Origin of the sequence: Candidatus Liberibacter sp. (genome assembly GCF_014048425.1) — a bacterium.
Classification (GTDB): domain Bacteria; phylum Pseudomonadota; class Alphaproteobacteria; order Rhizobiales; family Rhizobiaceae; genus Liberibacter.
Map to the genome: position 1 here is coordinate 1 of NZ_JACETX010000001.1, position 21086 is coordinate 21086.

Here is a 21086-nt window from a genome sequence, read left to right on the forward strand (position 1 = left end):
TGCCTGTGGAGGAATACACAATTAAGCTGTCCAATAAAGCAGGAACCCACTGAGGTGAGCCATACAATAGTATGAACGCAGAAATCAGTTGACGTTAACCGTATGTGTATTATTATCAAGACAATATTTTCTCGAATCTTTTGTTTGAAACTAAAGGGCTTGACACTTATAGGGGGATTAATTCCCCTGCTAGCGAAAAGCTTTGGGGGATACACGCAAAAATGCACCTAATTTGTCAATCGTTTAAGTTCCGAGACTGGTCTTTATGCGCAACTAAGATAATCAAAGCGGCGCTTCTGGTCTCTTTTACCGATTTGATGAGTAGTTGCTATCATGCTCCTATCATCAGTTCTGGTGAGCATATTTCCAAACCATCGTCGTTTCTCCACCGTTCTCGCGAATATGTCATCATGTCTCTTGGCCCTCCCTCAACGATCTCGACCTCAACAAAAACTTTCTATTATATTTCGCAGAAACGGATACGTCTCTTTGATTTTTTGAAACCGAAGATTATGAATCGGGATGTGGTCGCGATCCGATTTGGAAACGATAATCGCGTAATGGATATCAATCATTACTCCCTAAAAGATGGGAAAGTATTCAACATGCTTTCGACAACAACTCCTGCTCCAATCAACGAAGAAAGAAGTTTGTTGCAAGATTTTTTACCAACGATGGGTGAAAAATAATGGCAATAAATTCGGATATTTCCAAAAAAAACCATGATAAATCGTCATGCGATGTTTTTTTTCCATTGTTACCCTATCCATTTCCCGAAAAGATAAAAGGAGTTCAGGTTGTTCGCCGCAATGGGTTAGTGACGCCTTTTGATCCTTCAAAAATAAGTCTTGCAATCATGAAGGCATTCGTTGCCGTTGAAGGAAAAGGGGCAGCAGTTTCAAGTCGCGTCCAAAATAGCATTCAGGATCTTACTAATAAAACCGTTGAAAGGCTATTGCGCCATTGTATCGCCAATCCTATTGCTCACATTGAGGATATTCAAGATCAAGTAGAGCTTTCCTTGATGCGCAGCGGATATCACAAGGTTGCCAGAGCGTATGTTTTATACCGTGAAGAGCGTTCGGATCTCCGCACTACAGAGCTACAATCGCAAAGTAGTACACCAGTCACCATGCCAAGTTTGCAAATCAAGTTAGACACAGGAACCCTCTGTCCTTTTGATTCTAAAAGATTAGAATCTGTCGTTGAGGAAGCCTGTCAAGGATTAGAAGATGTTTCACACGAGATAATACTCACCGAAACCTATAAAAGTTTATATGATGGTATCAATGAAACCGATTTAGAGCTTGCTCCTATCTTTGCGACACGCGTTCTTATTGAGAAAGAACCTAACTATGCTAAGGTTTGTGCTCGTTTGCTTTTGGATAAATTGCGCCGTGAAGTTTTGACCAGCATCTATAAAGAGTCTAAAAAAGCTACGCATCAGGAAATGATTCTCTTGTATCCAGGATATTTTGACGATTACATAAAAAAGGGTATTGCCACTGGATTACTTTCTCCCGCTTTATCTGATTTTAATCTTGATCTTCTGGCAGCGGCTCTCAAACCCCAGCGTGATTTTCAATTTGAATATCTCGGTCTTCAAACACTTTATGACCGCTATTTTCTGCATGTTAATGGTGTTCATTTCGAAATGCCTCAAGCTTTCTTTATGCGCATCGCTATGGGACTTTCCTTGAAAGAGAAGGATAAAGAAGAAAAAGCCATTGAATTTTATAATCTTCTTTCTTCTTTTCATTTTATGTGTTCTACACCAACGCTATTTAATTCTGGCACGTGTCGCCCTCAACTTTCGTCATGTTTTATATCAACGATATCCGACGATCTTCGTGAAATCTTTAAATCTATACAAGACAATGCCCTTCTTGCTAAATACTCTGGTGGCATCGGGAACGATTGGACATCCGTCCGTGGTCTTGGCTCTCTTATTCGGGGAACCAATGGAAAAAGCCAAGGCATAGTCCCTTTCCTCAAGGTTGCAAATGATACTGCTGTCGCAGTCAATCAGGGAGGAAAACGCAAAGGAGCAGTTTGTGCTTACTTGGAAACGTGGCATATTGATATTGAAGAGTTTTTAGAGCTTAGAAAAAATACTGGTGATGAGCGTAGGCGTACTCACGATATGAATACTGCGAATTGGATTCCTGATCTCTTCATGAAAAGAGTAGAAAATGATGAGTTATGGTCGTTATTTTCCCCTGATGAGACCAGTGATCTACACGATTTATATGGTCTTTCTTTCGAAAAGGCATATCTTGCCTATGAAGAAAAAGCGAAACAAGGGAAAATGAAAGTCTTTCGTAGAATTTCGGCTGTGAGTTTATGGCGTAAAATGCTTACAATGCTTTTTGAGACCGGACATCCATGGATTACCTTCAAGGATTCTTGCAATATTCGGTCACCACAGCGACATGTTGGCGTGATACATTCTTCAAACCTTTGTACAGAAATTACATTGCATGCGTCCAAAGATGAAGTGGCAGTCTGTAATCTTGGTTCAGTGAATCTAGTTGCTCATCTTCTTCCCAATGGTATTGATTATGATAAGCTGGCTAAAACTGTTCGTACAGCATTGAGAATGCTTGATAATGTTATTGATATTAATTTTTATACAATTCCTGAAACCAAAACATCGAATTCTAAACATCGCCCTATCGGACTCGGCATCATGGGTTTTCAGGATGTATTGCATGCGTTGCGTATTCCATACGAAAGCGAGGAAGCTGTGGATTTGGCTGATCAGAGTATGGAATATATATCTTTTCATGCCATTGCAGCTTCAACCGATCTTGCAGAAGAACGCGGTCGTTACAAAAGTTTTGAGGGATCTTTATGGTCACAGGGAATATTGCCTATCGATTCTATTCAATCTTTGGCTGATGCACGTGGCGCTGAATTAAACGTTGATAGATCTGCACGATTGGATTGGGATTTTCTGCGGAAACGAGTTGTATCTGTTGGTATGCGCAATTCGAATTGTCTGGCAATTGCACCTACAGCGACAATTTCTAACATCTGTGGCGTATCGCAATCTATTGAACCCTCCTATCAAAATCTTTTTGTCAAATCAAATATGTCTGGCGATTTTATTGTTATTAACTCTGCGCTGATACGCGATTTAAAGGAACGAGATCTCTGGGACGATACCATGATCTCTGATTTAAAATATTGTGATGGAAGTATCGAAAAAATAAGCCGCATTCCAAAAGATCTTAAAGAAATATATGCAACAGCCTTTGAAATCGATCCTATCTGGTTAATTAAAGCCGCTTCAAGAAGACAAAAATGGATTGATCAAGCTCAGTCATTGAATTTATACCTTTCCAATCCGAGTGGAAATAAATTGGATTTTATCTATCGTCAGGCTTGGCTAATGGGTTTAAAGACAACATATTACTTACGTACACGTTCAGCAACACAAGTCGAAAAGTCCACATTAGAAGGCGTCGATGGTAAGTTAAATGGAGTCTCTATATCGTCTTCTAATCAATCTAGTGTATCTTCTTGTAAGGAAGATAGCTTTGGTTGTGAAGTCTGTCAGTAATCAGAAAGAAGCATTATCATGAGCAGCACCAATCCGTTTAATCTTAACTTTACCGAAAAACCATCTTCTCCTAGTCGACCTTCTGAGAATATAGGGTTAGGACCTGTACAACGCGGTGCCGCACGCATTGATGTAGATGAAAAAAGGATGATCAATGCCCGCTCTGATGTCAATCAACTTTTACCTTTAAAATATAAATGGGCTTGGGAAAAATATCTAGCCGCTTGTAATAATCACTGGATGCCAACAGAAGTTTCTATGCAAGCAGATATTGCCCTATGGAAATCGGATAATGGTCTCACAGAAGATGAACGTCGTATGATCAAGCGTAATCTTGGATTTTTCGCATCATCTGAAAGTCTTGTTGCCAATAATATCATTTTGGCTATATATCGGAATCTTTCTAATCCAGAGTGTCGCCAATATCTTTTAAGGCAGGCTTTTGAAGAAGCCGTCCATACGCATACATTTCAGTACATTGTAGAAAGTCTCGGTCTTGATGAAGGAGAATTATTCAACATGTATCGTGAAGTCCCATCTATTACTGATAAAGCCAGCTGGGCATTGCGGTATACGAGAAATCTTGGAGATCCCTCTTTCGCTACTGGTACGACTGAACAGGATCAAGATTTTCTGCGAGATCTTATTGCTTTCTACGTGGTTTTCGAAGGAATGTGGTTTTATACAGGCTTTGCACAAATCCTATCTCTAGGCAGAAATAATAAGATGATAGGGATTGCAGAACAATATCAATATATCTTGCGAGATGAATCGGTCCATCTCAACTTCGGCATTGATGTAATTAACCAGATAAAGATTGAAAATCCACATTTATGGACAGAATCTTTTCAAAAAGAGGTGCAAGAAATGCTGGAGTATGCGGCTATTCTTGAATCTTCTTATGGAAGAGATACTATTCCTCGGGAATCGCTCGGCATGAATGCCGAGTTATGCGAGCAATACATGCGCTTTATAACCAATCGTAGATGTACACAGATTGGACTTTCCACTGTTTTTGATAAAACATCGAATCCTTTTCCGTGGATGAGTGAATCCATAGATATCCCAAAAGAAAAAAACTTTTTTGAAACGCGTGTGAACGAATATCAAAATGGCGGAACTTTGTCTTGGGATTGATGATTTTCAGAAAATAAACACTCCGCATTAGAAAAAAAATTCAAAAACTATTTTTACGGGGATTTTTTTACAGGGTTTAATGAACCTTTTTTATACTTAAAACGGTAATAACGCTATATAATATGAAGAAATGAAGAAAAATAATCCTAAATGTCCAGTTTTATTCTAAATCCACCATCTTACGACGTGCTAATAGGTTGTAGGATGAAGAAAGATTCACAAACCATGATAAGATTTAAAAAGAGGATTGATAGGCTCGTTAAGAAATCAATGAGCGCTTTGGGAAATTTTTAAAAAACTTTATACACATCCAATCGAAAATACCAAAACTGAAAATCAAAATCAGAAACGTTGCAAACCTCCAAAAACAATAGGCTATTATTATAATTGTGACATCAGCAATAGCGAGGCTCTTTGAGATATAATGCACTTCATCTTATGATTGTGCTCTATTTTCCTAATCTCCTTTTTCAAAAGCAGGTTATTATAGTATCCTTAACTTCTCGTCTTCAAAATAAATCCCTTGAGTTTTTTAAAGAAACCCATAGCGGCTATCATGGGATTCTTCTTCATAATCCCTTTTTCCTAAAAATCCTGGGCTAAATTTATAAGAAGCCCTTGCAAAAATTAAAGGCAAAATAATCCATGACTGATAAATGTATTTCATCGCATCCTACACAAACAAAGAGAACTTGTTGCTTCTCTTATGGAGTAATATTCAACTCCCCTGCTTAAACAATCAATGTTTATATGCTCATAACATCTGCTTTGAATCACGATAAGCAGTGAATCTCAAGTCTTTAAAAAAACCTTGATCAGATCAATCCAACAAGATTAAGGAAATATTTATGATCTCAGAACAAATAGTTGTATCTACCAACAAGTAACTTATGGATTACCCACAAAAATATTTGGAGAGAAAATACAAAGAATTGTTGTAGTACATGTCAATTAACAACATCGAAATCTTTTGCATAGGATATGCAAAAACGAATCCAATCTCCACTAATCTTCAAGGAAAAAAATCCAGAGAATGCCACTGAAACCCCCGCTTTGTGTTTTGGATTGATCCCAAGAATATTCACCTAATGGATGCTATCTCAATAAATAATGAGAGAATTTTTGCAAAACGCAAAAAATACGCTATGGCTTGCTTTTGTAAAGCTTCCTTATCCTCCACAAGTCACAAAAGATAAAAATCTGTGAAACGAAGTCAATGGAATAATATGCAGAGTAAAACGAATCCTGTTCTTAAAAATATAAAACCATGCGAATCTATAAAATACCATCTTACTATCAGATTTTTAATAAATAAGTGTATTTATTTCATCTACTGTGTTCCATACACGTTCTTAAAATCAAAGATCCTACTCTCAATAATCAGCTCATGGAGTTATAAAATAACCCTCGTAATTTCGACTGATTCAAATACCAATAAGTCCCAAGGATTGTACAATAACAGGCAATATAACGAATGAATCGATGATATTGAATTATACTGGAGAAATTCCCCAATCGCTCTCACAAAGAAAACTGAACATCATAGACAATAAACCTCAACCTACCCAATCGTAGCAGGCATAATCTGTCGAGTTAGTGTCGCATGAAAGGGAAGTAGAAGTTATTTCTGAAAAGATTGAAGATACGAGGCTATATTGTCCAACATGGGGAGTAGTGTAAGTTGAGGGTGATGACTTAGAAGAATGATCTGTTCCTGAAAGATGAGCGATTCTGGTATTTCGGGTGCATCTGTTCAAAAGCGCAAAGATTCTATTGATCGTAGCACTGATGCTCCTGTCCGGATGTATTTTCGTAATATGGGAATTGCAATCCTCTATAACGATTTAATTCTCTCTATAAAAAATCAATAATCCAGAAAGCTTCTCAATTTTTTTGAACGACTAGGATGCTTTAATTTTCGGATCGCCTTTGCTTCAATTTGACGAATGCGTTCGCGGGTAACACAAAACTGCTTTCCAACCTCTTCAAGAGTGTGATCCGTATTCATTCCTATACCAAAACGCATACGCAATACCCGCTCTTCCCGGGCGGTTAAAGTTGCAAGAACACGAGTAGTAGTTTCACGCAAATTAGACTGAATAGCAGCATCTACCGGAGATACCGCATTCTTATCTTCTATAAAATCTCCGAGATGCGAAGCGTCTTCATCACCTATAGGTGTCTCTAAAGAAATCGGTTCCTTAACGATTTTTAAAATTTTTCGAACTTTTTCCAAAGGCATAGCAAGCTTTTCTGCCAACTCCTCAGGCATAGGTTCGCGACCAATTTCATTCAACATCTGACGCGATGTCCGAACAATTTTATTGATCGTCTCAGTCATATGAACGGGAATCCTGATCGTACGAGACTGATCAGCTATAGAACGCAGTACACACTGTCTAATCCACCATACTGCATACGTTGAAAATTTAAAACCTCGCTCATACTCAAACTTTTCAGTAGCTTTCATCAAGCCAATATTACCTTCTTGAATAAGATCCAAGAATTGCAATCCACGATTTGTATACTTCTTAGCAACAGATATAACGAGACGAAGATTAGCTTCAACCATCTCCTTTTTGGCAATACTCGCCTCACGTTCACCTTTTTGGACCATCAACACAATCCGCCGAAATTCACCGACTGATATCCCCGTTTCGGATGAAATTCCATTAATCTCATTCCTAATTTCTACAATAGAATCCAACTTATCAGAAACAAAACTTTTCCATCCGCGATCAGGAAAACTTTTTATACGCTCCAACCAATTTGGATCAAGCTCATAACCTTGATATTGCTTTAGGAAAACATCACGCTTAATTCCATGCGATTCAGCTAATCGCAATAATTTACCTTCATTATGCACAATTCGTTTTGAAATATCATAGAGCTGTTCGACCAACACATCAATGCGATTCTGATTAAGGGAAAGTGATCTAACCAGCTCAATCAACTTGTCTTTTAACTTTATATGTTCTGAAGATCTCTTGCCACTATCCTGATTGATTGCAGCATCTTGCAACTGACGCAATTGTTTATAGGTCTCAGCGATTTCATCAAGCGTAAGCATGACTTGTGGTCGCAGTTGATCTTCCATAGCAGAAAGAGTTTGTGTAGAATCGTCTTCATCTTCATCATCTTCATCTTCATCTAAAATGCCGTCCCTATCAACATCACTCATTCCTGTAATATTGTCACCATCACCGTTCTTTTTCTGAGAAGTAGCCTCTCCCTTTTCACTTGCATGGAGGCGATCCCTTCCAGATTCTGAATCCTGAAAATTCACAACCTCTTTGGCTTCTGGACCAGCGCATGCTGCTTCAAGATCTATAATTTCCCGCAAAAGAGTGGTGCCATCATTTAATTCATCACGCCAAATAATAAGAGCTTGGAAGGTCAGAGGACTTTCGCATAAACCCGCTATCATTGTTTCACGACCAGCTTTTATCCGCTTGGCTATTGCAATTTCCCCTTCACGCGATAATAATTCGACAGATCCCATCTCACGTAAATACATCCGGACAGGATCATCAGTACTACGATCAACAGAATCTTTGCGCTTTTGGACAGATGCAATCGAACTACTAGAATCGTTCAACTCTAAGGCATCCTCAGATCCTTCTTCTAAGTCATCACCCTCAACTACACTAATCCCCATATTAGACAACATAGCCATTGTATCTTCAATCTTCTCAGAATTAACCTCTTCAGAGGGAAGAACGGCATTCAATTCATCTATCGTCACATAGCCACGCCGCTTAGCAATCTTAATTATTTTTTTTAAAGAATCATCCGCACCATCAAGAACAGGAAAATCTACGGAATTATTATACTCAATATTAGAATCTCTATTTTTCTTTCCACTTATTGCTATCGACATAGATCCCCACCATTTCTCACTATGATATTTAAAAACAAAATCTTAATCATCTATCTAAACGAATCACGAAAAATACTCGCTCTCTCTAGTAAGACGACTTCTACTGCCATCACAGCACCCTACCGCCACCAATCCATTCTCAAAAGAAAACTGTGGAATTATAGCCTTAGAAAACAAAAACACCACATCTCAATACAAAGAATAGCCCTCCATTAACTCTGTACTTTGTATTTATACCCTATCTTTTTTACACTAAGGGAATATATCTTATCTAGGATATCTGTTCAAAATAGCAAGCCTTTAAAATCTAAACGCAATACCCAAAACCCGTTCTCAGCAATATACCAATACTTTCCTATTTTATCTTTAAAAATAAATAAAATTCCAAAAAAGATATCCAGCATACTTAAAATCTATTCTTGCAGTATTATGGATTCATATCTGCTGAAGAATATGGTATCATCCTTGCATAAAAATTTATAGAAGCTGTAATTTTGCCAGAATCTTTCTTTGCTATATAGGCAAATCTCTTTCAAACAGCCAAAATAAGCAATCGAAAAACCGTCCTAATGCATGAAGGCACAAGTGGTATAGGAGTTGCTGCAATTCAATTGGCTGTTGCTTGCGAAGCCACGGTTTACATAATAGCCAGATCACAAGAAAAAAGATATCCCTAATGTCTCTAAAGTTGATCATTTTATATGATCCGTACCAAAGACCAAAGCATAGCTCTTCAAATACACCTCGTTTCCTCTTCAGATGCAAAGACTTGTGCAATAACCAGAGAAATTGAATAACGTAAATCTGTTTAAATTTTCGGTATTTCGGTGATTTATTTTGAAGAAATCGGATCTCCCCGTATCTCATCTACTCTTTCACCTCTAGACGTGTGACTAGAAAGAACAATCTGCACACCAAAACGATCTCATTCGTATACATGCATGAAACGATTTTCAAAAATCGTTTCAATAATCTCAGAAACAATGGTATGCTCATACTTATATATCGTAATCGGGTGATTCCTTACTATGAAAAAAAAAAATCAATATCAATTCGGTGTACGTGGCGTAACAGACTGGAAAAAAGCTGCACAGTGGCTCGCAGAACGCGGGATTGAAGATATTGAGTGCATTACGCCAGATTTAGCAGGCATGCCACGCGGCAAAATGATGCCATCATCAAAATTCGTCTCTAACATACCTCTAGCCCTACCTTCAGCAATCTACCGCCATACTATTTCTGGAGAATCTCTTAAATCACCTCCTCCCTTTCGTCACGAACAAGGAGATGGAGATCTGAGATTATCTGCTGATCTATCTACTCTTAGTGTTGTTCCTTGGGAAACAGATCCAACAGCACAGGTAATCTGTGATGTTATCGATTATAATGGCGAGGAAGTTTCCTATACACCTCGCAACGTTTTGAAAAGAGTTCTGGATTTTTATGCTCAAAATGGACTAAAGCCTATAGTTGCACCAGAAATTGAATTTTACTTAATCGCCAGGAATGAAGATCCTGACTATCCATTACATCCCCCAAAAGGTCGTTCTGGACGCTCAATACTTGGGGGACAAAGTTATTCCATTATGGGAATCAATGAATTTGATGAGATCATTGATGACATATGGGATTTTTCTGAAAAACAAGGGCTTGAAATAGACACCCTCATACATGAAGAAGGGCCTGCTCAATTCGAAATTAATTTACGCCACGGTGATCCACTCACGCTGGCCGATCAGGTTTTTTTGTTCAAACGCACTATCCGTGAAGCAGCGTTTAAACATGATATCTACGCTACCTTCATGGCAAAACCAATGCAAAATCATCCTGGATCCGCAATGCATATCCATCAATCAGTATTAGATATTGAAAATAATAGTAATATTTTTACTCATCCAGATGGATCTGAAACAAAACTTTTTAGATATTTCATAGGGGGTCTGCAGAAATATATTCCAAAATCCCTAGTTATGCTTGCTCCTTATGGTAATTCTTATCGCCGATTGGTTCTTGAGATGGGATGTCCTGTCAATAATTCTTGGGGATATGATAACAGGACGACAGCATTCCGTGTGCCTTTCTCCGATGCTAATACAAGACGAGTGGAAAATCGACTTCCTTCATCAGATACAAACCCCTATCTAGCTCTTTCCGCATCATTGGCATGCGGATTATTAGGTATTCTGCAAGAAATTGAACCAACAGAAGCTACTGAAATTTCCGCCAATCGAAAATCAATAAACCTACCACGAGGATTGCTTGAAGCCGTCACTCTTTTAGAAGAAACTCTAGATTTTAAAGATATTTTCGGATCAAAATTCATAGATATATACACTACTTTAAAAAGAAATGAATTTGAAACATTTATGCAAGTCATCAGTCCTTGGGAAAGAGAATTTTTATTGCTAAACGTCTGAGGCAATAATTCTCCCAAATGAGATGCAATATTCACGATAAATATATTGAATCATAACCAAGATAGACCATTCTCACGAAGATGTGCTTATATTACATCACATGACATATTCTTATTTAAAATCATAATAGGTCATTTCCATATAACAGTCATGGTGAAAATTTAAATGCAAAATCAAACTACTCCTATTGAAAATTTTGATTGTTTTGACTGCATTGTATTTGGCGGAACAGGTGATCTGGTCAGACGCAAACTCTTTCCTGCTCTGTATAACTGTATGATCAAAGAAAATTTTAAAAAATCAAGTCGAATTATTGGTATTTCTAGAACAAAAATGACAACCGATAGTTACCGTACATTCATTGATCAAGAACTTAAAAAACATCTGAAGGATGGTGAATACAATCACTCACAAACGCAAGAATTTCTTTCCCATCTCTTTTATGTCAGCTTAAATATTGAAAAAAATCATGAGTGGGCAATTCTCAAAGAATTACTAGAAACCAATGCAAAGCGTATTAGAGTGTTTTACTTGGCAGTTTCTTCCGAATTTTTTAAGGAAATTTCCCAAAAAATACATGCAAATAAACTTATTACACCATCCACACGTGTTGTGATAGAGAAGCCTATTGGTCATAGTCTTTCTTCAGCAAGATCTCTTAATAAAACCATTAGTCAAATATTCAAAGAAGATCAAATATTCCGAATTGATCATTATCTCGGGAAAGAATCGGTCCAAGGACTTATGGTATTGCGATTTGCGAATACACTCTATGAATCTCTGTGGAACACGCATCATATTGATCATATCCAAATCACAACTGCAGAAACTATTGGGATAGAAAATCGCATTGACTACTATAATAAAACTGGCGCACTACGCGACATGATCCAAAATCATATTTTGCAAATTCTCTGCCTTGTTGCCATGGAAACCCCTGCTTCTATAGATCCCAATGCTATTCATAACGAAAAAATAAAAGTGTTGAAAGCGCTCAAGATGATCTCTCCTGAAAACGTCCAACAGCTAACCGTACGCGGACAATACCGATCTGGAATTATTAATGGTCTTCCCGCAAAAGGTTATCTTGAGACAATTCCAACTGGCATATCTGACACAGAGACTTTCGTATCTATCAAAGCAGAGATCAAAAACTGGCGCTGGGCTGGTGTCCCTTTTTATCTCCGTACAGGGAAACATCTTGCCCAATATGTTTCAGAAATTGTCATTTCTTTTAAACCTGTTCCTCATTCTGTTTTCGGCGATAACTTTGCTGATATCAAAGAAAACAAACTCGTTATCCGTCTTCAACCTAATGGTGGGATAAAACAACTTCTCATGACCAAAGATCCTGGAGTCAGTGACATACAATTTAAACAAATTGCTCTTGATGTCTGTTTTGCTGAAGCTTTTAAAGTCCGTAATCCTGATGGCTATGAACGCCTAATGATGGACGTTATACGTGCCAACCAAACACTTTTTATGCGTTATGATGAAGTTGAAGAAGCCTGGCGATGGGCGGATTCTATTTTACAAAGTTGGCAAAATACCAAACAAAAAGTTGAAAGCTACGCAGCAGGAACATGGGGGCCGAAAGCGTCCAAAACATTAATAGAAAGGGATGGACGTCAGTGGCATGAAAATACTTAAAAAAATCTCAGATAATGCCCTAACATTACATACTTTTCTCAATAGACAAGAATTAGCACAAAAATTAGCACAAAGAGTTGCTACCCAACTATCTGTGAGCATCCAAAATAGAGGATCTGCAAATCTTGCACTCTCTGGAGGATCAACGCCAAAAATATTCCTACAGGAACTTTCAAAAAAAGATATCGACTGGGGAAAAATCATGGTAACATTGGTCGATGAACGTTTCGTATCTCTTGACGATTCACGATCGAATCAAGCCTTAATTTCACAATATCTTCTTCAAAAAAAAGCCCGCAAATCGTCCTTTATTGCACTCTACTATCCAAGCGATACAGTACAGGAATCGGCTTTATTAGCAAACGACAAAATTCGTAAATTTATTGATTTTCCGTTTGATGTAGTCGTTTTAGGAATGGGAATAGATGGACATACAGCCTCTTTTTTCCCTAAAGGAAACAATCTAGCTATGGCGTTAGATACCAATACTCCACCATCTATAATTGCAACAGAAGATCCTTCCATCAATGAAAAACGTATAACCATGACTTTTTCGGCATTACGTGATGCAAGATTCCTATCTTTACATATTGAAAGCGTCCGGAAAAAAGATATCTTAGAGGTGGCACTTTCAGGATTTAGCGAGGAAGAAATGCCTATTAGAGCCATTTTACGACGCGCCACTTCCCCTGTTGACATATACTGGGCTCCTTGATTTAAAAAAACCATTTCTAATTTTTCTATGCATCGGGTTGTCAGCGTTATTCGGTATAGTGAGGATTAATCCTAAAAAGTTCTCAATCTTGTAAGATACCGTTGGAATCCTTGGTCCTTAAAGCAATATAAAGACGGAGCTAGAGACATATGCAATTGGGAGGAGTTGCTGAAGTTAGGACAATATCTCCCCCTGCCTTTCCTCTAAAGACCAATCACTTCATTCCTCACGGAGTATCTGGTGCAAGATGCTTCTACTTTCCATTCAGAGGGGGTATTTTGCCCTTTTATCTGGAGTTTTGTGCTTCCCACGCTCTTGAAATAAAAAACAACACAGCCTCCGACGATAAATTATACTATCTCTTTTTTATATATCTATAATTCCTTTTTCACTTGATCAAAACCAATGCAATGCGATTATCGGCATTTTTCTTTGAAGGAAAGGAGTATCTTGATCGTTCACGGGTTAATGGTATTCGGGTTCTGAGCTAAAAGAGGTTCATCAAATTTAGGCGGATTCATACCAGCAAAGCGACAAGCAGCAATAACTGTATTGGCCATAAGCATGGCTATCGTCATGGGACCAATCCCACCAGGCACAGGGGTAATGGCTTTCGCAACTTCTCTACACCCTTCATCAACATCCCCTACTAATATATTTTTACTTACTTCAGGAGAATTAATTCTATTAATCCCAACATCTATAACCAAAGACCCGGACTTGATCCAATCTGCTTTGACCATGCGAGGTTGGCCGACTGCCACCACAAGAATATCGGCTTCCCGACAAATTTCTGGCAAATTTTTGGTCTTTGAATGTGCCATAGTAACTGTGGCATTCCTAGCAAGCAATAACTGTCCCATCGGCTTGCCAAAAAGATTCGAACGTCCAATAACTACAGCATGTTGACCTGATAAATCATATCCTTGGAATTGATCAATTAATACCATCGCTCCTGCTGGAGTACATGAAATAAGACCTGTCTTAAAGTCACCCATTATGATCTTTCCAGCATTTACGACATGAAGACCGTCCACATCTTTTTCTGGCAAAATAGACTGAATAATCGAATGAGAACATAAAGTTTTTGGAAGAGGAAGTTGTACTAATATTCCATGAATAGAAACGTCTTTATTCAAGTCTAGGATAACTTTTTCCAAATCATCTTGCAAAATATCTGCCGGAAAATTGTACTGAATAGAGTGAAAACCACAACGTGTTGCCATACGCGCCTTTGCGGATACATATGAAAGACTGGCTGGATTATCACCAACGATAATAACAGCAAGTCCGGCTTTAATACCCTTAATTTTTTCTAAATAAGCAGAGGCTTTGGAAACTTTACCAGTTACTGAAGCCGCTATACCCTTTCCATCAATCAAGATTCCCACTAGACATCTCCTTTGTAGTTATTTGACTTTTATAATGGCTTCTCGTGACTGGGAAGAGTATAACACAAGCAGAAACATAAACCAAAGAAGTGATTTGTTGTAATGCGAACAAGACAATCGTCTCAACATATAATTTCTTATATTGATAGCTCTGAACCTACTCAAAAGGCAAGGAGTTTATACAAAAAAATATCTATAAATCAAATACTTAATGTCGATTATAAACTAACAGAGAACTATTAAGTTCATTTTTTAAAACTTGCATAATAGCAATATATTCCTTGCTTTTATTATGAGAGGAATTTATTGTATATATAACTTAATTATGAAACCGTATTATAGTATAATCCCCATATGGAGGCGCCTATGAAAAAACTCCCACGAAGGATCAAAGCCAAATTTGGATATACTCCAGACCTCCCAGACATTCGCGACTTTAGTTATATTCCTCATGAATCCCTCGTATGCAAGTTACCACCTGTGGTTGATCTGACATCCTCTTGCCCTCCGGTCTATAACCAAGGTCAAATAGGTTCATGCACAGCAAATGCTCTTGCCGGATCTATTCAATATGAAAGACTTGCACATCGAGCAATACCGGATTTCATACCTTCCAGGCTATTCATTTACTACAATGAACGACTTATTGAAGGCCACGTGAATCATGATTCTGGGGCAACGCTGCGCGATGGAATAAAAACGCTGCATAAAATCGGTGTTTGCTCGGAAAATACATGGCCATATGACGGTACGATGGCAAAAGTAGACGGGGAATTTCCTAAAGGTTCCTTGGCGAGAAAAAAACCCAGTGCATCTTGCTTGCTATAAGGATGCAGCTAATTATGTCATTACTCAATATAATCGTATTAAGAATCAGGATATCACTCATCTAAAAGCCTGCCTTGCCAATGGCGATCCGTTTGTGTTCGGTTTTATGGTTTACGACAATTGGTATAATAACAATCCACCGAACACGCATATCCCCTTGCCAGGACCGAATGACAAATTGGTCGCGGGGCATGCCGTCTTATGTGTGGGATATGATGACCGTACACAGCTGTTCCGCATCCGAAATTCATGGGGAGACCAAGTCGGAGATAAGGGATATTTTTGATGCCATATGCCTATTTAACTAATCCCAAGCTAGCAATGGATTGTTGGGCTATTTATAAAACTAAGAACTAAGCCTGGGGTGACTGGTCAAAAAACCCCCTATTTTCAACATATAAATCCCTAATCCCTAGTTGCTTGCAACTATCGCCAAAAGAATCCTTGTGAGATCGATCACAGGGATTCTGAGGTTTTTATAGACTAATATCAATCACTTAATAAGTCCTAATATGATTCAGCAAGGTCAAAAGATCCTTTTCTCTGTTTGACCAGACTATCTGTAGGAATTTTGCTTTTCAGCCTTTTCCATCATTGATAATAAGGATATTATCAAACCTATAACCAAAAAAACAATGACTTAATCGCCTCGAATCTTAAACCACAGATAACCCACTATGTTTTCCGCGTGTCTACTCCGCACCTTTCAAAAGCAATTCTGCCTCCGATTCTCTTCAGATGATAGGCTCATTTATCTCTTTCTTTACTTATAAAGAAACGAAAGTAAGTTCAAAGCCCAAAGCTCAGAAATTCCATTTTACTTTTGATCTTTATCATTGATAAGTCTCTTCTTAAGATCTATTATTGAATTACCTAAAACATGACAACTAGAGTGTAGATCAGTTGCAGATAGGTAATTTATTTGATTTATAAAAACATCTGATAAGATTTTAACGCCTAACTTAGAATTTAAACCTTCTTTTACTTTTTTTCGAAAATTCTCAAGATCAGACTCTTTAATTTGTGAAAGATCGCTCATTGCAGAACCAACTAGCAATGTGTAAAGATAATCAGAAGCAATATCTCTGATATAATGATGTGATAATTTAGTTGTGGGTTGGTTTATATTGAATGATAGTTTGATAAAAAAATAAGCTTTAACAGCTCCCTCAGCAATTACAGGAATAGACACCAATTCTCCTGCGACCAATTCGGAAGACTTTTCTTGAAAATTTTCTTTATAATTCTCTGCATTCATCTTAGAAAAATGCAGGAAGAAAATATAAATTGATATGAGCGTTATTACCGATACCCACAATCCAGAAAAAAAAACTTTTAACATTTATAAAAATCTCGAAAAAACACTATCTATTGGAATAGGTCCCATCAGCATCCATATCTTGTAGCTTTTTTTTGAATAAATCAGCGACAACTCGAGCAGCCGCTGAATAAGACTCCAAACGACATGCATTCACTGCTAATTTTTCACGCAAAATACGCATCTGATCTACGTAACCGGACGATATCTCTGCAAAATCAATTTTATCAAATAAGATAGACAACTCATATAAACAACGTCCCTTATTGTCATTCGAAACACTCATATCAAATGGTATATTGTTTTCTAAATTATTGTTTTCATTATCTATAAGTTCCGTAATCCTATTCAAAATCGCTCGAATATGATGATCATTCGTCGTAGATCCACTGGTATTTTCCAAATTTATTTCCCTATTACCACTGTACATCACCTATTGTTTTAGTTTGTTATCATGTTTCTCAAAATTCGTATTTTCGAACCCCTCAATGGAATGTAAATTGATGGCTGTTTTGTTCTGTTTGACTATCATATTGCTCATATTTTCTGCTAATATTTCTTTCCAAAAATCTCCATAAAAACCGCCTCCTAGAGATTTGACTGTTTCTTCTGGTAAAAGTGATTTAACAAAATACTGAAACATAACAACTTGCAATTTCTTAAATGCCTCTGGAATATCTTTTGATTCATCAGAATTTTTATATACAGAAGCTCCTTGAAGAAAAGAACTGAAGGATTCAGGTGAGGACTTCCCCCCTGAGATTTTCTCGGAATTCTTATCCATACTTTGCGAATAACCAATACTATCAACAGCCAAAAAATTCATATGAACCGCTCCATATTCTCTTAACAACAAACTTCAGTATGAAGTTTTAAACTTGTGAGAAACTGTGTTAAAGAGTATGCGTTGCTCTATATTATCTTGGTTTTTTTCTTCATCATATTCACGCTCTTCAAAAAGAAGAGACTCATCTTTCATCCTAGTCAAACGATCGAGTTTTATCTTGCCAGATAAGATTTTAGCCTCTTGAATTCTCTGTAAATCCGTTATTTTTTTTTCATCTTCACTTAAATGACGATAGAAATTGACATAATGACAAGCTAAAGCAGGATTCACAAACAAGATAGATTCCGTCGATTCTATTAGTTCTTTTCTCAAAAGATTGATTTCCTCACGTTTACGTATGGTCTCTATAAGATAGCTTTCCATTATTCTTTTTAGAGATCTCTGCACAGTAATAAGATTTTGCATTTTTTTTGAATCACGAAAGCGCATCACATAACTCTCAATATCCCTTAAAATCCTGAATCATGAAAAAATCAGCAATTCTTGAAAAAACCAAATAAAAATATTTCTACAATTCATATATTCCTAAAACATGTTCCGAAAAGAATGAGAAAGTTGATAAATCATAATTTCTATTGATAAATATAGGAAAAAACATCCTAATCCTACCATGTAAGGAGTAGATATAAAATATATAGGAATCTGTGGAACAAGCTTATTCAGAAATCCAATGGCGATATTAAATGTCACACAAAACAACAGAAAGGGACTGGATAGTCTTAACATAATAGAGAATGTCAATCGCAATGTATCGACAAGAGAGGCAAGACTTGCACCAAGATTCACTTTTCCACCAAGAGGTGTTACCGTATAGGATTTCACTAATGCATGGAAAATCTGATGATGAAAATCCATCGCAAGCAATGCTAAAAAACCTATAACACTAATAAAAGAAGTGATTGATGTTTCTGGATTACTTTCAAGTATCCCCGCTCCTGGTTGTACATTTAAACCAATTGCATTAGATATAACTCCTCCCAAGAATTGCAAACCAAGAGTATATCCACGTGCAAGAAAACCATACATAAAACCTAATAATAGCTCAATTGCTATTAATTTTAGATAACTCGCTCCTAATCTACTGTCGGCAGCTTGCGGATAAACCATATCCCATAGAAAAGGTAACAAAACTATAGAAATAGTGATGGCAATATACAAACGCACCTGCATCGTCACATATGTTGTTGAAAAACCTGGCAAAATCATGACGCAACTGCCAACACGACAGAAAACTAAGAATAGAGACATCATAGCAACATATGGATTATCTATCATGATAGTGAACCCAGTACCTTTATTTCCAATCCTTTAGCTAGCTCCATATGAGAAAGAACCGCCAAAGATGGAAACATCCTCTCCAGTATCATGCGAATATAAGAGCGATTTTCTGGAAGCGTAACGATGACGAAGGAAAGACCTTGATCAATATATTCACGAATGACGATTTTAGCCTCGTCAGAGAATTCTTCAACAGTGCGTGGTTCAATATTGAATTCTATAATATCACCTTTTGCATCTCTTTGTACTGCTTGGCAAAAAATCATATCCCAACGATTTCCCAACCTCAGAATACGTAATATGCCATTCTCCGCTAAATCACCACAAATTTGCTGTGAAATTCTAATGCGAACATGCTCTACAATCTGCTCAGCTTTATGAAAATGTGGTGCTAATTCCGCTATGGACTCTAAAATTAATTGCAAATTACGGATCGAAACACGTTCAGCCAATAGCAATTTTAATACTGTCTGTATTCCAGAATATGACGTATGAGAAGAACATATTTCATCTGCGAGCTTTTTGTATTCAGGGTCAAGCTGATTTATGAGAATCTTAACATCTTTATAGGAGAGAAGTTGAGGCAAATTATTACGAATGACCTCACTCAGGTGAGTCAAAATAATAGAAAGATTATCAATAGGCTGAAATCCTTCACGTCGCACATCATCTGCAAAGCTTTCTAATAAAGAGATAGCTGGCATGCCAAAAGCAGGTTCTTGAACTTCATCTCCCGGAAAACTTGGTCTCGGACCAGATCCAACAATAACCAAAACTTCTCCTATACGAAGTTTACTTGCTGCAACTGTTGTCCCATAAATTCGAATATGATAACCATTTTCTGGTAAAGAAATATCGGTCGTAACTTTTATTTCTGGCACTATAAACCCATATTGTTGAGCAAACTTTTTGCGTATCTTGGCAAGGCGCGAAAAAATCTCCTGACGAGAAGAAAGAAAACGACTCGCGGACAAACTACCAAAGACCAATTCAATCCCTGAAGTAACTAAAACTGATTTTATCGAATCTTGATCTTGTTCTAGAACTGTTTTTACTTGATTTTCTTTTACAATATTTTCCTGAATAATCCGGCGGGGAACATACCAACCTCCAAAGGCAAATAAACTTGCCAATGTCAAGAAAGGAATAGCTGGTAAATTCGGAACAAGCGATAAGACACCCATAAAAAATGCAGAAATCAACAACGCACGGGGATAACTTGATAATTGCTCAATGATAGCTGTATTTGTCGAACCCGTTGAAGCAGTACGCGAGATAAGAAGACCTGCAGCTAAGGATACGATTAGGGCAGGAACTTGTGATACAAGACCATCTCCTACTGATAATCTCACAAAAACATCAGCCGCGTGTTGAATCGACATATTATGCCGAAAACATCCAATAATAATGCCACCAAAGATATTAATCGCCGTAATGATAAGACCTGCTATCGCGTCTCCGCGCACAAATTTCGATGCCCCATCCATTGCTCCAAAAAAGGAACTCTCTCTTTCAAGTTCTTTACGACGACTTTTGGCTTCATTCTCATCAATCAGACCCGAAGAAAGATCAGCATCAATCGACATCTGCTTTCCAGGAATAGAATCTAAAGTAAAACGGGCTCCAACTTCCGCAATACGTGTCGCACCTTTTGTGATAACAATAAAATTGATTGTAATTAAAATCATAAATACAACCAAACCTATCACAAAATCTCCCGACATAACCAAAAATGCAAAACCGGCAACGATACCTCCAGCAGCTCCATATCCTTCACTGCCAAAGGAAAGAATTGCACGCGTGGTAGCGATATTCAAAGACAAACGCATAATTGTAGAAATAAGTAGGATTGTCGGGAAAGAAGAAAATTCCAAAGGTTTTTCAATCCATAACGCAACCATTAAAATTAATACTGACAAAGCTATAGAAGAAGCTAACCCTATGTCGATAAATAATGTAGGGATAGGCAAGAAAAGAATACAGATAATGATGATAATACAGAGAGCAAAAGCTAAATCATGTCCATTATTTCGACTCTTTAATGCAGATACTAACGCCAA

The 21086-nt window shown here is 37.5% G+C and carries 17 protein-coding genes; 9 read left to right on the forward strand and 8 right to left on the reverse strand.

The features are described 5' to 3' along the window. Positions 1–221 precede the first annotated feature (221 nt). From H0G72_RS00005 to H0G72_RS00020, 4 genes are all read left to right on the forward strand, one after another. Positions 222–689: an outer membrane protein assembly factor BamE gene (locus H0G72_RS00005; RefSeq protein ID WP_182016363.1), complete on the forward strand. Its 468-nt coding sequence runs from the start codon at positions 222–224 to the stop codon at positions 687–689. Continuing rightward, positions 689–3565: a ribonucleoside-diphosphate reductase subunit alpha gene (locus H0G72_RS00010; protein ID WP_182016365.1), complete on the forward strand. Its 2877-nt coding sequence runs from the start codon at positions 689–691 to the stop codon at positions 3563–3565. Before H0G72_RS00005 ends, H0G72_RS00010 begins: the two co-directional genes overlap by 1 nt. Before the next feature lie 18 nt (positions 3566–3583). Further along, positions 3584–4702, forward strand: a complete 1119-nt coding sequence (locus tag H0G72_RS00015; RefSeq protein ID WP_182016367.1) for a ribonucleotide-diphosphate reductase subunit beta — start codon at positions 3584–3586, stop codon at positions 4700–4702. A 1721-nt stretch (positions 4703–6423) separates the two neighbouring features. Then, positions 6424–6573: a hypothetical protein gene (locus H0G72_RS00020; protein ID WP_182016369.1), complete on the forward strand. Its 150-nt coding sequence runs from the start codon at positions 6424–6426 to the stop codon at positions 6571–6573. Here H0G72_RS00020 and rpoD read toward each other — a convergent pair. Next, complete coding sequence (gene rpoD, locus H0G72_RS00025; protein ID WP_182016491.1) at positions 6567–8576, reverse strand: RNA polymerase sigma factor RpoD; 2010 nt, start codon at positions 8574–8576, stop codon at positions 6567–6569. The genes H0G72_RS00020 and rpoD overlap by 7 nt on opposite strands. 1034 nt (positions 8577–9610) lie before the next feature. Here rpoD and H0G72_RS00030 point away from each other — a divergent pair. The 3 genes from H0G72_RS00030 (at position 9611) to pgl (ending at position 13364) form a co-directional block, all read left to right on the forward strand. Beyond that, positions 9611–10999, forward strand: coding sequence for a glutamine synthetase family protein (locus H0G72_RS00030; RefSeq protein ID WP_182016371.1), 1389 nt, complete (start codon positions 9611–9613; stop codon positions 10997–10999). 165 nt (positions 11000–11164) lie between these two features. Then, complete coding sequence (gene zwf, locus H0G72_RS00035; protein ID WP_182016373.1) at positions 11165–12649, forward strand: glucose-6-phosphate dehydrogenase; 1485 nt, start codon at positions 11165–11167, stop codon at positions 12647–12649. Then, positions 12636–13364 carry a 6-phosphogluconolactonase gene (pgl, locus tag H0G72_RS00040; protein ID WP_259345059.1) on the forward strand — a complete coding sequence of 243 codons (729 nt, stop codon included), beginning with the start codon at positions 12636–12638 and terminating at the stop codon, positions 13362–13364. The genes zwf and pgl overlap by 14 nt, the downstream gene beginning before the upstream one ends. Before the next feature lie 458 nt (positions 13365–13822). Here pgl and folD read toward each other — a convergent pair whose 3' ends face one another. Continuing rightward, positions 13823–14755, reverse strand: coding sequence for a bifunctional methylenetetrahydrofolate dehydrogenase/methenyltetrahydrofolate cyclohydrolase FolD (gene folD / locus H0G72_RS00045; protein ID WP_182016377.1), 933 nt, complete (start codon positions 14753–14755; stop codon positions 13823–13825). A gap of 366 nt (positions 14756–15121) precedes the next feature. On the opposite strand from folD, the gene H0G72_RS06095 reads away from it, so the two are divergent. Both H0G72_RS06095 and H0G72_RS06100 read left to right on the forward strand, forming a co-directional pair. Continuing rightward, positions 15122–15583 (forward strand): C1 family peptidase, encoded by a 462-nt coding sequence (locus tag H0G72_RS06095; RefSeq protein WP_220456053.1) that lies wholly within the window; start codon positions 15122–15124, stop codon positions 15581–15583. Further along, positions 15564–15869 (forward strand): C1 family peptidase, encoded by a 306-nt coding sequence (locus H0G72_RS06100; protein ID WP_220456054.1) that lies wholly within the window; start codon positions 15564–15566, stop codon positions 15867–15869. Before H0G72_RS06095 ends, H0G72_RS06100 begins: the two co-directional genes overlap by 20 nt. A 531-nt stretch (positions 15870–16400) precedes the next feature. Here H0G72_RS06100 and H0G72_RS00055 read toward each other — a convergent pair. The 6 genes from H0G72_RS00055 to flhA all read right to left on the reverse strand — a co-directional run bounded on the left by H0G72_RS00055 (position 16401) and on the right by flhA (position 21086). Then, on the reverse strand, positions 16401–16841 hold the full coding sequence (locus tag H0G72_RS00055) for a hypothetical protein (RefSeq protein ID WP_182016379.1): 441 nt from the start codon (positions 16839–16841) through the stop codon (positions 16401–16403). A 106-nt stretch (positions 16842–16947) separates the two neighbouring features. After that, positions 16948–17304, reverse strand: a complete 357-nt coding sequence (locus tag H0G72_RS00060) for a hypothetical protein (RefSeq protein WP_259345060.1) — start codon at positions 17302–17304, stop codon at positions 16948–16950. Positions 17305–17334: 30 nt separating this feature from the next. Next, positions 17335–17727: a hypothetical protein gene (locus H0G72_RS00065; protein ID WP_259345061.1), complete on the reverse strand. Its 393-nt coding sequence runs from the start codon at positions 17725–17727 to the stop codon at positions 17335–17337. Between the two features lie 33 nt (positions 17728–17760). Beyond that, a complete protein-coding gene (locus H0G72_RS00070; protein WP_182016495.1) occupies positions 17761–18177 on the reverse strand; it encodes a hypothetical protein in 417 nt (138 codons plus the stop codon). A gap of 96 nt (positions 18178–18273) precedes the next feature. Further along, positions 18274–19023, reverse strand: a complete 750-nt coding sequence (locus H0G72_RS00075; protein ID WP_182016381.1) for a flagellar biosynthetic protein FliR — start codon at positions 19021–19023, stop codon at positions 18274–18276. Then, on the reverse strand, positions 19020–21086 hold the full coding sequence (gene flhA / locus H0G72_RS00080; RefSeq protein ID WP_182016383.1) for a flagellar biosynthesis protein FlhA: 2067 nt from the start codon (positions 21084–21086) through the stop codon (positions 19020–19022). Before flhA ends, H0G72_RS00075 begins: the two co-directional genes overlap by 4 nt.